Annotated in this window: 11 protein-coding genes; 2 read left to right on the top strand and 9 right to left on the bottom strand. The window is 67.4% G+C overall.

What is annotated here, in order from left to right; all coding sequences use genetic code 11:
• The first annotated feature begins 2 nt into the window (after positions 1-2).
• On the top strand, positions 3-2,318 hold the full coding sequence (treY, locus tag ABFT43_RS06930) for a malto-oligosyltrehalose synthase (RefSeq protein ID WP_347959632.1): 2,316 nt from the start codon (positions 3-5) through the stop codon (positions 2,316-2,318).
• 132 nt (positions 2,319-2,450) lie between these two features.
• Here the strand turns inward: treY and ABFT43_RS06925 are convergent, their stop codons facing one another.
• Genes ABFT43_RS06925 through ABFT43_RS06885 form a run of 9 tightly spaced genes read right to left on the bottom strand, consistent with a single transcriptional unit; the run spans position 2,451 to position 11,856 of the window.
• Positions 2,451-3,314, bottom strand: coding sequence for a hypothetical protein (locus tag ABFT43_RS06925; RefSeq protein ID WP_347959631.1), 864 nt, complete (start codon positions 3,312-3,314; stop codon positions 2,451-2,453).
• A 40-nt stretch (positions 3,315-3,354) separates the two neighbouring features.
• A complete protein-coding gene (locus tag ABFT43_RS06920; protein WP_347959630.1) occupies positions 3,355-4,527 on the bottom strand; it encodes an MlaD family protein in 1,173 nt (390 codons plus the stop codon).
• Positions 4,524-5,678, bottom strand: coding sequence for an MlaD family protein (locus tag ABFT43_RS06915; protein WP_347959629.1), 1,155 nt, complete (start codon positions 5,676-5,678; stop codon positions 4,524-4,526). Before ABFT43_RS06915 ends, ABFT43_RS06920 begins: the two co-directional genes overlap by 4 nt.
• Positions 5,675-6,781, bottom strand: coding sequence for an MCE family protein (locus ABFT43_RS06910; protein ID WP_347959628.1), 1,107 nt, complete (start codon positions 6,779-6,781; stop codon positions 5,675-5,677). The genes ABFT43_RS06915 and ABFT43_RS06910 overlap by 4 nt, the downstream gene beginning before the upstream one ends.
• On the bottom strand, positions 6,775-7,764 hold the full coding sequence (locus ABFT43_RS06905; RefSeq protein WP_347959627.1) for an MCE family protein: 990 nt from the start codon (positions 7,762-7,764) through the stop codon (positions 6,775-6,777). Before ABFT43_RS06905 ends, ABFT43_RS06910 begins: the two co-directional genes overlap by 7 nt.
• Complete coding sequence (locus ABFT43_RS06900; protein ID WP_347959626.1) at positions 7,761-8,801, bottom strand: MCE family protein; 1,041 nt, start codon at positions 8,799-8,801, stop codon at positions 7,761-7,763. Before ABFT43_RS06900 ends, ABFT43_RS06905 begins: the two co-directional genes overlap by 4 nt.
• The gene (locus tag ABFT43_RS06895; protein WP_347959625.1) at positions 8,798-10,117 is read right to left on the bottom strand and encodes an MlaD family protein; all 1,320 of its coding nucleotides are present in this window, start codon (positions 10,115-10,117) and stop codon (positions 8,798-8,800) included. The genes ABFT43_RS06900 and ABFT43_RS06895 overlap by 4 nt, the downstream gene beginning before the upstream one ends.
• 10 nt (positions 10,118-10,127) lie before the next feature.
• Entirely contained in the window at positions 10,128-10,997 is an 870-nt protein-coding gene (locus tag ABFT43_RS06890; RefSeq protein ID WP_347959624.1) for an ABC transporter permease, read from the bottom strand.
• Between the two features lies 1 nt (position 10,998).
• Positions 10,999-11,856, bottom strand: coding sequence for an MlaE family ABC transporter permease (locus ABFT43_RS06885; protein ID WP_347959623.1), 858 nt, complete (start codon positions 11,854-11,856; stop codon positions 10,999-11,001).
• Between the two features lie 356 nt (positions 11,857-12,212).
• Here ABFT43_RS06885 and treZ point away from each other — a divergent pair, with 356 nt between their 5' ends.
• On the top strand, positions 12,213-13,949 hold the full coding sequence (gene treZ, locus ABFT43_RS06880) for a malto-oligosyltrehalose trehalohydrolase (protein ID WP_347959622.1): 1,737 nt from the start codon (positions 12,213-12,215) through the stop codon (positions 13,947-13,949).
• Positions 13,950-13,980: the final 31 nt, after the last annotated feature.

Genomic DNA, 13,980 nt, shown 5'->3' with positions numbered 1-13,980 from the left:
CCATGGGGACCGAGACGATGCGGCCGAACCCGCGTGCCACGTACCGCCTCCAGGGGAACGCCGACTTCACCTTCGCCGACGTGGTCGCGACCCTCGACCACCTCGTCGAGCTGGGGGTCAGCCACGTCTACCTGTCCCCCATCGGCACCGCGGCGACGGGATCGACACACGGGTACGACTGGCTGCCGCCGCCGTCGGTGTCGGAGACCCTCGGCGGCCTCGAGGGGCTGCGCGAGTTGCGCAATGCCGCACGCGACCGCGGACTCGGGCTGATCATCGACATCGTGCCCAACCACACCGGCATCGCCGATGCGCTCGCCAACCCGTGGTTCGCGGATCTGTTGCGTCACGGCCCGCATTCGCGGTACGCGTCGTTCTTCGACGTCGACTTCTCCGAGGACAACGGCGCCGGCGGCAAGATCGCACTGCCGGTCGTCGCGGCCGACGGTGACCTCGGCCCGCTCACCATCGACGACCGCGGCAACCTGCGCTACCACGACCACGCCTTCCCCATCGCCCCCGGGACCGGGGACGGCACGCCGATGGAGGTCCATGCGCGCCAGTACTACAAGCTGGTGCCGTGGAACAGCGGACTGATCGGGTACCGCCGGTTCTTCACCGTCAACGAACTCGCCGCCCTCCGCCAGGAGGACCCGGTGGTCTACGAGGCCACGCACGACTGGCTGCGCAAGCTCGTCGCCGAGGACCTGATCGACGGTGTGCGCGTGGATCATCCGGACGGACTGTGGGATCCGCAGCAGTATCTGCGCCGGTTGCGCGCCGACATGGGCGACGAGCGGGTGATCTACATCGAGAAGATCCTGGCCCCCGACGAACCGCTCGAGCCGACGCTGCCGGTCGAGGGCACCACCGGCTACGACCAGATGCGAGTCATCGACGGGGTGTTCGTCGCACCGTCCGGCGTCGTACAGCTCACCGAACTGCACGAGCACCTCACCGGCGAGACCGGCGACTCGATCTGGGTCGAGAACGTCGAACGCCGCCGGAAGCCGGAGGTCCTGCGCGAGTCCTTCCCCAGCGAACTACGCCGGCTGGTCCGGGCCATCACCCATTCCGATCCCGCCGCCGACGCCGACGCGGTGGGCGAGGCGTGTGCGGAGCTGATCGCCCGACTCGGCGTGTACCGGGCCGACTATCCGTCGCTGCGGCCCCGGCTGGAGGCAGCCGCGGTGCGGGTCGCCGCGGAGAAGCCCGCCCTCACCCGGGCGCTCGACACCATCGTCCGGGCGACCGCCACCCCCGGCGCCGCGGCCTCGCGGCTGGCGCAGACCTGCGGCGCCGTCACCGCGAAGAGCGTCGAGGACAGCCTGTTCTACCGGACCGCGCGCCTCGTCTCCGCGCAGGAGGTGGGTGGTGATCCCGCCAATCCCGCGATCGCCCTGGCCTGGTTCCACGAACACAACGAACAGCGGGCGAGGTTGTGGCCGCTGGCCATGACCGCGACGTCGACCCACGACACCAAGCGCGGCGAGGACGTCCGCGCACGCATCGCGCTGCTGTCGCAGGTGCCCGAGCGCTGGTCACTGCTCGTCGAGAAGGTGTGGCTGAACACCGAGATCCCCGACGGGCTGACCGCATACTTCCTGCTGCAGAACATCTTCGGGGTGTGGCCGGTCGACGGGAACGTGACCGAGGAGCTGCGCACCCGCCTCATCGAGTACGCGCGCAAGGCGTGCCGCGAGGCCGGCCTCCACACCTCGTGGACCGAGATCGACGAGGAGTTCGAGGTCTCGGTCGAACGCTGGATCGACGAGGTCACGACCACGTCGATTGCGTCCGCGATCACCGAGCTCGTGCGCCGCGTCACGCCCGCGTGGCGTCAGGAAGCCCTGGCGCGCAAGGCGATCGCGATCCTCGGTCCCGGTGTCCCCGACATCTACCAGGGCACCGAGTGGTGGGAGGACTCGCTCGTCGACCCCGACAACCGGCGGCCCGTCGACTTCGGCCGGCCGATGGATCACCCGAAGGCCGAACTGGTCCGGACCGCGCTGCGCGTGCGCGCCGAGCACCCGGATGCCTTCGGAGAACGCGGCACCTACGTCGGCCTCCCGGTCGAGGGCGCCGGCCACGACCACGCGCTCGCGTTCGCGCGCGGCACCGCCGGGTCCGCGGAGGTCGTGGTGATCACCGCGCGGTTCACCCACAGCCTCGACGCCGGATCCGCGTCGTCGACGATCGTCGAGCTGCCCGACGGGGTGCGCTGGCGCGACGAGCGGACCGGGGACATGTACGAGGGCACTGTCGACCTGCACACCGCACGCACGGCGCATCCGGTCGCGATCCTGGTGCGGGCCTGAGGATCACGCGAACCTCATCCCGCGCGGCAGATTCACCACGCGCGGGATCGTCTCCTTCGCGTGTGAGCAGGTCGACCACGGGGAGCACCCGCTCCCCGTGGGAGCACGTGCGATCGAACCCCCTCGGAGCGACTATCCGCCCGGCTGCGGCGCCGGTGCCGGCTGACCCTCCTGCGGCGCGCCGCCCCCGGTGCCCGGCAGCGACTGGGACGGATCGATCTGGCCGCTCGGGGCCCCGGGCGGACCGTCGACCTTGGACACCAGCCACTTGCCGTCTTCCTCGGCGAGGTCGAGGCGGAACACCATCAGGCTGGTGCCGCCGGTCGGCAGCTTGACGCTGCGGCCGGTGACCTCGGCCATGACCACGGTCTTGGCGGTGTCGGTGGAAACGGTCTCGACCGCGACGACGTTGATCTTCGACGTCACCTCGATCTTGAGGGCCTCGACGTTCTGCTCGGTGTCGTCACGCTCCTGCTCGAGGCGCTCGCGCAACTCCCCCGTCGACAGCGGGCCGAGCAGCTCCTTGGACTTGCCTGCGTTGTCGGCGTTGAGCGTCGTCACCAATTTGGCGACGAAATCGGCCGAGGCCGTCTTGGCGTCGGCGAAGGCGTCGGCCTCCCGCTGCAACGTGTAGGTGCGCCAGCCGAGGAAGCCCACGACGACGATCAGCGCGATCACCAGGAGCGCACCGAGGGTGCGCAGGATGCCCCGCGTGGTGATGGTCAGCGAGAACTCCTTGCCGGACCTGCCCGACGGCGTCTCGGCCGTCGTCTCCGACGACGCGGCGGCACCCGAGGCGGCACGTCGCGCGCCCTTGCCCCGCGGCGTGGCGGCCTTCTCGGTGCTCACCTTCTCGGTGCGCACCTTCCCCGTGCTCACCTTCCCCGTCTTGCCGGGATCGGCCTGCGCGGTGTCGATCTCGTCGACGGTGCTGTCGGTGGTCACGTCCGGGGTCTCGAGATCGGCGTTCTCTCGGTCGTTTTCATGGTCTGTCATCTACAGGTCACGCAACTTGTCTTCGTCGGGTGTCGAGTCGTCATTTGTCGAGCGGCACCGTGCGCGCGTTCGGGTCGTAGCCCGGCGGCGGTCCGGCGGTGTCGTCGCCCGGCGGTCGTGGTGCGTTGGCCGAGCCGCGGATCTGCTGGTTGGGATCCTCGGTCACACAGTACAGATTGACCGGGACCGCCAATTCGAGGATCTGGGTCGGCCGGCGCGGCGTGACCGGGTAGTTGCAGGCCGAGCGCGGGTACACCGAACCGAAGACCCACCACGCGCCGTCGTGGAACATGGCGAGGCTCTTGATGCTGGCGTCGCGGATCGACGGCAGCAGCACCGCCAGCGCCGGGGCGCGCAGTGCGCCCTGCTCGGCGATGTCGAGGAACTGCTTCATCACGTTGGTCACCGGATCGGTGAGTTGGTTGATCGATCCGGCGAGGCTCGTCATCTGCGACGGTCCGCGGTCGAGGAGCGTGCGCAGTTCCTTGTCCGCGGCGGCCGCGGCGTTGATCAGGTCACTCAGCGACGAGACGGTGTCGCCGAAGTCGGGCTGGATCTGCGAGGTCGTCTCGAAGATCGTGCCGGCGTTCTTGATCAGGCGCGTGGTCTCCGGCAGCGCGGTGTAGAGCTTGGCGAAGATCGTTCCGCCCGAGTCGAACAGGACCTTGAGGTCGTTGTTGCCGTCGTCGGTGTTCAGCGCGATCCGCAGGTTGTCGACGGCCGACCGCAGCTGCTCGGCGTCGATCTCCTGGATCAGTTCCAGCGAGGACTCGAGCAGATCCGGGAACGGCGTGGTGACCTCGGTCTGCGCCGGACCGATGCGATCGCCGTCTTTCAGGTACGGCCCGTCGTTGGTGGTCGGCTGGAAGTCGACGTACTGCTCGCCCGCCGCGGACAACCCCAGTGCCGCGACCTTGGAATTACGGTTGATCTTGTACCGCGAGTCGATGGAGACCTTCACGGTCACCGACTCAGGTTGCACCTGCAGCGACTCGACGTCGCCGATCTTGGCTCCGCGCAACGTGACACCCGAGGTGTCCTGCAGGCCGCCGGAGATCGGGAAGTCGATGGTCACCGAGTACTTGCTCTCCAGCGGCCGCCAGCTCAGCGCCCCCATCGACAGGTAGGCAAGGCCGACGAACATCACCACGACGAGCGCGATGTTGCCGAACAGCACCGAGTGCTTGCGCAGGAAACCGACCACGCCGCTCATCCGCAGCACCCCTTGGTTCCGGTGAGCCGGGCGATCAACCGGGCTATCGTCTGCTGCAGGGCCGCCGACCCCGAGTCGATGTCGGAGGCCTCGGGAAGCCTGCTGGCCGAGTCGAATCCGACACCCGGGTTGAGCCAGTACACCTTGGCCGAGACCGCGGCCGCACTGCCGGGGGTCGACTTGACCCACTTGGGCACCAGCAGGTGCAGGTTGTCGGCCAACGATCCGAGCGGCCCCGCCGCCTGACGCAGGCCGGCCAGGACCGTCGACAGGTGCTCGAGCATCTCGACCAGATCGTCCTGGTCGGTGTTGAGGAAGTCGTTGGTCGCCTTGGTGACCGTCTGGGTCTTGTCGAGGGTGGTCAGGATCGAATCGATCTGCGAGTTGAGCGAATTCAGCGCCGGACCCAGCTTGTTGATCGACGCCATGATCTGGGCGCGCCCCTCGGCCAGCTCTCCGGTGAGGATGCGCGTGTTCTCCAGCGACCGGTCCACCCGGCCCGCGTTCTGGTTGAGCTTGCGGATACCGGTGGTCAGGCCGACGATCGCGCCGCTGAGATCCGACGGGTTGGTGGCAACGGCCTTGCTCAGCTCGGTGAGGATGATCGTCAGCGAGTTCAGCGAACCGCTGTCGACCACACCGGACATGCTGATGAGCAGATCCTCGACCGTCGCGGCCGCGGACGTCGGGCCGGACAGCGTGTCACCGTTGCGCATGTAGCCGTTGGGCGCATTGGGCGGCGGCAGCAGCGCGACGAACACGTCGCCGAGCGGGGTCGCCTGGCGCAGTTCGGCTCCCGTGCCGACCGGCAGCCGCGCGTCCTTGCTGACGGCCATCTTCACGATCGCCTTGTAGTCCTTGGCCTCGATCGAGTTGACCTGTCCGATGTCCATGCCGTTGAGCTTCACCTTGGCGCGACTCGGCAGGTTGAGCGCGTTGTCGAAATTCGCGGTGATCTCGATGGATTCACCGATGCCACCCGGTGCGGGCAGCGGGATCTGCTCCACCGTCAGGCTCGGCAGCATGCCGCAGCCGGTCAGTCCCATCAGGACGCTCAGCAGCAGCGCGAGCACACTTCCGCGGCGCATACGGGACCGCCGGAGCGTCGTCCGGTCACCGGTGCGCAGGGCTTGCCTTGTCGCCGCTCTCATTTCTTCGTCAGCTCCCACATGGCCGAGTAGATGCCGAGGTCGGGACCGAAGTCCTTCAGCTTGCCCGTGCGGCAGCCGTCCTTCTGCAGGTTGATCGCCTCACAGAACTTGGCGAGCAGCTCGTTGTCGACCAGCGACTTGTCCAGCAGCACCTGTGCACGCCACGCCCCTTGTTCGGCGGAGATCGAGTTGCTCAGGTTCTGGAACAGCAGCGGTGCGACGTCGATGGTCTCGACGACCTGCCGCGAGTAGTCGCTGAGGTTGGCGGTCAGCGCCGCGAGACGGTCGAACGACACCGAGATCGTGTTGGTGTTGTCACGCAAGAACTCCGAGGTGTTCTGCAGCGTCTGGTTCAGGTTGCGCAGCGTGGCGACCAGACCCGGCGACTGCTGTCCCAGCAGTTCCGACACCTCGTTGACCGACTTCGAGAACGCCGTCATCTTGGGGTAGTTCTTCACCAGCGTGGTGGTGAGTCCTTCGATGGTCTCGATGACGTCGACGAGCGCATCGCTGTTGCCGGACACCACTTCCGACGCCTCGCCCAGCTGTCGCAGGGCGGCGCGGATCTCCTCGCCGTTTCCGTCGGCGATCCCCGAGGTGATGTCGATCATGTCGGCCAGCGGCGCCGGACCGTCCTTCGGGCCCTTGAGTGCGACGACGAGACCGTCGATGGCGTCGAACAGTTCGCCCACCGAGACCGGGGCCTTGGTCTCGTTGATGATCGAGCCGTCCTCGAGGCGCGGGCCGCCCTGGTAGACCGGGCTCAGCTCGACGTGGCGGGTGGTGACGATCGAGGTGTTGACGATCGCCGCGGTCGCGTCGGCCGGCACCGGGACGTCGGAGTCGATGGTCATGGTGACCTTGACCCGATCGCCTTGCGGCTCGACGGCGGTCACCTGCCCGACCGGCATGCCCAGCACCGCGACGTCGTTGGTGACGTACAGACCGGCGACGTTGTCGAAGTAGGCGGTCACCTCGATCGCCTGACCGAAGGCGGCCTTCCAGCTGCCGGGGATCATCGAGCATCCCGACAACCCGATGACGCCGAGTAGCGAGATGCACACGAGCAGCGTCGACCGACGCAGTCTGGTCATGCTCAGCATCCGTCCACCACCTTCGCCAGGCACAGCCAGTTGTCCGGGAAGATGCCCCACGGCAGATAACCGTTCGCGTAGGGGCCGTCACCGATGACGTTGTTGGTGAGACGTGCTGTCACCGGCAGGATCTCCAGCAGCTTGCGCAGGTTGTTGCGGTTCTTCTCCAGGCCCTGCGTGATCGTGTTGAGGTTGGCCATGATCGGCGCGAACTGGTTGGCGTTCTCACCGGCCACCGCGCTGGCCTGCTCGGTCAGCTCGGCGATGCCGTCGAGCAGCCGGGTCACCAGTTCCTCACGGGCGACGATCTTCTGGGTCAGTTCACGGCCCTGGCCGACGATCACCGCCAGCTGCGCCTGGTGGTCGTTGACGATGTTCGTGATCGTCTCGGTGTCCTTGATCAGCTGGTTCAGCTGGTCCTTGCGGCTGGTGATGACCTCCGACATCTGGGTCAGCGCGTCGAAGGTCGGCTTGGTGATCGCCGGGACGCCGGACATCTGCGAGTTGAGTTCGTCGAGACTCTCCGCGAGGGTCTTGTCGTCGATGCCGGTCAGGATCGGCGCACCCTCCTGGATGGTCTGGTTGAGGTCGTAGGGCACCTCGGTGTTCTCGATGTACCCGTCCTTGATCTCCTCGTCCGAACGGCCCAGGGACACATCGACATAGCGCTGACCCAGCAGCGTCGACATCTTGATCTCCGCCGAACCGTCGGTCTTCACCTTGATGTCGGAGTCGACCTTCATCGTCACCTTCACGTGGTCACCGGCCAGTTCGGTGCCGGTGACCTCGCCGACGTCGATGCCGGCCACGCGCACCATGTCGCCGGGGCGGATGCCCCCGGCCTGTGCGAAGTCGGCGGTGAGCGTCTGCTTGCCGAGGTGCGCCTCGGCGATCGCGGTGATGCCGAGCAGCAGCGCCACGATGACGATCGCCCCGATCACGCCGGTCCAGACGCGACTGTTCTTCCGGAAGCTTCTGCGGAACCAGTTCATCGGCACACCACCGAGTGATTCGTGCCGCCGATCTTGTTGAAGATCCCCGGCGGCAGCAGGACATCACCGATCGCGACGTCGAGGTCGCAGGCGTAGATGTTCAGATAGGCACCCTCGCCCAGCACCAGCGGGAAGTGACCGAGGAAGATCGGCGCGTCGACGGCCATCCGGTCGAGCTTGGCGCCGTTGGCGATGAGCGTGTTGGTGGCGATGCGCCCGTTGGTCGCCGCGGCCGCCAGGCTGTCGCGGCTGCGGCTCAGCACATCGGCGAAACCGCTTGCGGTGCGGCCGATGTCGGTGACCGCGCGACCGAATGCCGCCGAGTTCGAGTTGAGGTTCTCGATCAGGTTGCTCATCGACTGCATCACCGTGCCGAACTGGTCGCCCTGCCGCGCGAGGTCGCGCATGGTCACGCTGAGGTTGTCGATGATCGCGCCGATGACCGCGTCGCGGTTGGCGGTGTCCTCCGCGAGGCGGCCCACCTCGGCGACGGTGTTGGTCAGCGCGACCGTGTTGGTCGGGTCGTTGAACACGTCGATCAGTCCCTGCGACAGAGCGTTCACCTGGTCGGCGTCGAGGGTCTCGAACACCGGCTGGAAACCGGCGAGCAGCTTGGTGACGTCGTAGGAGTTCTCCGACGGCATCTCCAGTGTCGAACCGGGCCTCAGCGGCTTGCTCTCCTTGCCGTCCACGAGGGTCAGGTTGAGATACCGCTGACCGATGAGGTTCTGATAGCGGATGGCGGCACGGGTGTTGGTGTAGACCGTCTGGTCGGTCTGCACCTCGAAATCGACCCGGGCCCGGTCACCGTCGAGTTCGATCTTGCCGACGCGACCGACGCGGACACCGGCCATGCGGACGTCGTCACCGGTCGCGAGGCCCGACGCGTCGTCGAAGAAGGCGGTGTAGCCGTTCGTCGATCCCGGCACCGACCGTTCCAGGGTCGAGAAGATCACGTATGTCACGAGCAACGCCAGCACGGCGAAGATCGAGAAGCCGATCAGCGGCTTGCGAATCGAACCCGAGGCCGCGCTCATCGTCCCCCTCCCTCTCCCGTCGTGGTGTTTCGTGCGTCGATGGACTGGACCAGCGGCCCGAGCATGATCGTGTCGGCCGCCGACGGCTTGCGGCGCAGCACCGTTCCGAGGGTCTTGTTGTCCGAACCGCTCGTCACCATGCCGACCGGCTTGTTCCGGCGCATGCCGTCGGACGGGTAGATCTGCAGCGGACCCGACATCGTCGGCCCCGTGCCGGTGCCCGGCCCGACACATCCCGGTCCGCGCAGCTGCCCGTACGGACCGCCGTTGTACACCGGGCAATTCTGCCGCGTGTAGCGGACATACGCACCGAAGCTCACACCGATGTTCAGCTGCACGTGACCGTTGGTTCCGGTGAAGACCGTCAGCACGCGGGCGGCCAGGTTGTTGAGCGCGATGATCGCCTGCGGCAGCGAATTCGGCTCGAGCACGGTGGCGCCCAGCATGCGGTTGAGGTCGGAGACCAGACGCTGGCCGCCGTTGCCGTTACGGGCGAACATCAGTTGGGTCTGATCGAGCAGTCCCTGGCTGCCCGACAGCAACGCCGCGAGGTCGCGCTGTTTCTCGGCGAGCGTCACCGAGGGGATCACGCTGCGGCCCAGCGCATCCAGCAGTTCCGGCGCGGACTCGGCCAGGCCGGTCAGCGACCGGTCGAAGTTGTCGAAGCCCGGGGGCGCACCCGGCGGGAACTGGGCGTTGATCGAGTCGAAGTAGTTGCGCAGCACGCCCACGAAGGACCCGAACACCGAACCGCCACCCTTGAGCGCGCCGGCGATGGTGCCGAGCACCTCGGCGAGGTCCTCCGGCGGAACCGCGTCGAGCAGTCGGTTCAGCTCGTTCTGCGCGTCCTGCAGTTTGATGGTCTCCAAGGACCGGTCGGCCTCGATCACGTCGCCGTTCGACAGCCGCTCCTCACCCGGATCGGCGGGCCGCACCAGCTCGACACTGTTGACGCCGAACAGGTTCGACGGCACCGTCCGCGCGGTCACCGAGGCCGGGATGCCCTTGGCCTGCTGCGGGGTGATGTCGATGTGGACCTGCTTGATGACGTCGGCGGCGTCCTCCCGGCTGTTCTCATCGACCGAGATGGACTCGACCGAGCCGACGATCAGGCCGTTGTAGCGGACGTCGGCGCCCGGTGTCAGGCCGTCGCCGACGTCGACGAGGTCCGCGGTCACGGCGACCGTCTTGGTGAAGTCGCCCTGGTAGCGCATGAACAGCAGGACGAAGATCACGAGCAGCACGATCACGAACGCGATGCCCCGCAGGACATACTGCGTCATCGAGGGATTGCGCCCGTCGGTTGCGATGTTCACCGTCTCCCCCTCATCCCGAGATCTGGATTCCGGGCGAGGTGCCCCAGAACACGAGGGTCATGATCAGGTTCGCGAACACGATGACGATGATCGCGAGTCGAATGGCATGTCCGGCGGCGATTCCCACACCTTCTGGCCCCCCAGCGGCGAAGTATCCGTAGTAGCACTGGATGAAGGTGGTCAGCAGGACGAAGACGATCACCTTGATGAAGGAGAACACCACGTCCCACGACAGGATGAACGAGTGGAAGTAGTACAGATAGGTGCCCGGGCCCTGACCACTCTGGATCATGAACATGAACTCGCACGCCAGGTAATTGGCCGCCAGTGACACCGAGTACAGCGGGATGATCGCGAGCACCGCGGCGCACATGCGGGTGGTGACCAGGTACGGCAGCGGCCGGATCGCGATCGACTCGAGCGCGTCGATCTCCTCGGCGATGCGCATCGAACCCAGCTGCGCGGTGAACCGACAACCGGATTGGGCGGTGAACGCCGTCGCGGCCAGTAGCGGCGCGATCTCGCGGGTCGTGGCGAACGCCGACAGGCCACCGGTCACCGGCGACATGCCGAGCAGGTTGAGCGCGGTGTAGCCCTCGATGCCGACCGTGGCGCCGCCCATGATGCCGAGGATCACCATGACGCCAACGGTGCCGCCGCCGACGACGATCGCGCCGTTGCCCCAGGCGACGTCCGACAGCAGCCGCCAGACCTCACCGCTGTACTGGCGGAACGCCAGCGGGACGGCGCCGATGGACTTGACCAGGAACGTGATGAGGTGACCCATCGCGGCGAGGCCGTTGCGCGGTGCGTGGTAGACGACCTTGGCCGCGGCCTCGACCGGCTTGAGTACAGGTGGCACATACCGTGACGCGGTCATCTCACACCACCTTCGCCGGGAAGAGGATCGCGAACAGCTGAGTCAGGATGACGTTCACGGTGAACAGCAAGAGCACCGAGTTCACCACCGCCGCGTTCACCGAGTTGGCCACGCCCGCGGGGCCGCCCTTCGTCGACAGACCGCGATCGCAGGCGACGATCGCCACGATCGCGCCGAATATGACGGCTTTCGCCAACGCGAACATCAGGTCGGATGTCGTCGCGAAAGACGCGAACGTGCCCGTGTAACTGCCGGGCGTGCCGCCCTGGAAGTACACGTTGAAGACGTAGCCGGTGATGAAGCCGACGAAGCACACGAAGCCGCAGAGCAGGAAGCTGACCACCATGGTGGCGAGCAGACGCGGCGAGATGAGGCGCTCGATGGGGTTGACGCCCATGACCTTCATCGCGTCGATCTCGTCACGGATGGTGCGGGAGCCGAGGTCGGCGGCGATGGCCGAGCCGACCGCGCCGGCCAGCAGCAGCGAGGTGACCAGCGGCGCGCCCTGGCGGATGACGCCGAGGCCGGTCGCCGCGCCGGAGAACGACGTCGCACCGACCTGACCGGCGATGTTCGACACCTGGATCGAGACGATGACGCCGATCGGGATGGCGACGAGCAGCGTCGGGAAGACCGAGGTCGACGCCATGAAAGCGCACTGACGGACGAACTCGCCGAAAGGGAATCGCCGCTTGGCGATGTCGGCGAAGAGGGTGCGGAACACCTCGACGAACATGCCCAACTGGCGTCCGAAGGTGTCGAACGAGGCGACGATGTGCTTGTCGTACCACGCGCGAACCGCATTCGGCCTCTTCCGGCCGACCTCCTCGCGATCTGAGGTGACTGCGTCTGTGCTCAATCCCTACCCTTGCGTCTCGGCTTACCCCGTTCACCGGCCGTCAGGCCACGGCGTCCGTGAGCTCTCCTGATCTCACGCACCCCGCTCGGCGGAACTGCTCGACGTGCCCCCCCTTGGGCATGAGCGTCGCCGTAATATACCCCGCTTTCGATATATGTTTGTGCGTGGGGTCACATTATCGCCGGTCTGCACCGAAGTCGCCTTCGACATACCGTGCAGAGGTGGGCGAACAGAATCGTGACTCACTCCGTGTCGGGAGAACTGTAACCGGGACGGTCGACCAACGGAGGGCGAAACTGCCCCTGATTTCCTCGGTCGAGCCATTCGTCCCGCCCCGGACGGTCGGCGAGCTCCGCGTGTGGGCGCCGGCCGCCGAGAGCGTGTCCCTGGCGCTGGCCACCGGCCCGGACTCCCCCACCTCCCTGCACCCGATGTCGCGGCGGGACGGCGGGTGGTGGCAACTCGACACCGCGCCCGAGGGATTCGACCCGACCCCCGCCGACCTGCGCTACGGGTTCTCGGTGGACGGCTCGGACGTGCGACCCGACCCGCGGTCGGTGCGGCAGCCCGAAGGCGTCCACGGCCTGTCCGCCCTCTTCACCGTCGACGAGTCGGTGTGGACCGACAGCCGATGGACCGGACGCGACGTGCGCGGCGCGATCGTCTACGAGCTCCACCTCGGCACCTTCACCCCGGACGGCACCCTCGACTCCGCCGTCGCACGTCTCGACCACCTCGTCGAACTGGGGGTCGACTTCGTCGAACTCATGCCGGTCAACGCCTTCAACGGCACCCACAACTGGGGTTACGACGGGGTGGGTTGGTATGCGGTGCAGGAGTCCTACGGCGGACCGGCCGCACTCGCCCGGTTCGTCGACGCCTGCCATGCGCGCGGACTCGGCGTCGTGCTCGACGTCGTCTACAACCACCTCGGCCCCTCGGGCAACCATCTGCCGGAGTTCGGGCCGTATCTGAGCGCCGGCACGACGTCGTGGGGGTCGTCGGTGAACCTCGACGGTCCCGACTCCGACGAGGTGCGCGCGTTCATCGCCGGGACCGCGCTGCGCTGGTTCACCGAATTCCACGTCGACGCCCTGCGACTCGATGCCGTGCACGCTCTGCGCGACGAACGGGCGGTTCACATTCTCGAGGAGCTGGCCGCCGCCACCGACTCGTTGTCGGCCGAGCTCGGGCGGTCGCTCTCGCTGATCGCCGAGAGCGACCTGAACGATCCGCGGCTGGTCCTGTCCCGCGCCGACGGTGGTCATGGACTCGCCGCGCAGTGGGACGACGACATCCACCACGCGATCCACGCCTTCGTCTCCGGCGAGCGGCAGGGTTACTACGGCGACTTCGGCAGCCCCGGATGTCTCGCGAAAGTGTTGACCGGCGGCTTCTTCCACGACGGGACGTACTCATCGTTCCGGCGCCGCCATCACGGCCGGCCGATCCCCACCGATCTGGTGCCGGCGTCGGCGCTGCTGGCATTCACCTGCAACCACGACCAGGTCGGCAACCGCGCCGTGGGTGACCGGCCCAGCGAGTACCTCGACGGCGGACAGCTCGCGATCAAGGCCGCACTCGTGCTGCTGTCGCCGTTCACGCCGATGCTGTTCATGGGTGAGGAATGGGGTGCGCGAACGCCGTTCCGATACTTCACCTCCCATCCCGAGCCGGAGCTCGGCCGGGCCACCGCCGAGGGCCGCAGGTCGGAGTTCGCCGAACACGGCTGGGACCGAGACGACGTCCCCGACCCGCAGGACCCGGAGACGTTCGAGCGGTCGAAGCTGGACTGGTCCGAACCCGCCCGACCCGATCACGCCCGGCTGCTCGGCTTCTACCGGTCGCTCATCGCACTGAGGAAAGCCGAACCCGCCCTGCACGATCCGTCGTTCGCGTCGGTGGGCGCCGAGTTCGACGAGGAGGCCGGCTGGTTCGCGATGCGCCGCGGTGACTGGTGGGTGCTCGTCGTGCCGGGCGAGACCCCGGTGCCGCTCCCCCGCCCGCTGGATGTGCGGCTGTCATGGGAATCCCTGACGCCCGAAGGCGACTCGCCCGGGCACAACGTGATCGTCGGGGTGGAGAAGACATAGCCCGAGGCCGCCCGGCGGGACTCGGGCCGTG

This window comes from Gordonia aurantiaca, from assembly GCF_039939235.1.
GTDB lineage: Bacteria > Actinomycetota > Actinomycetes > Mycobacteriales > Mycobacteriaceae > Gordonia.
Note: the sequence above shows the minus strand (reverse complement) of the source record. Positions and strands in the feature narration are given on the sequence as shown.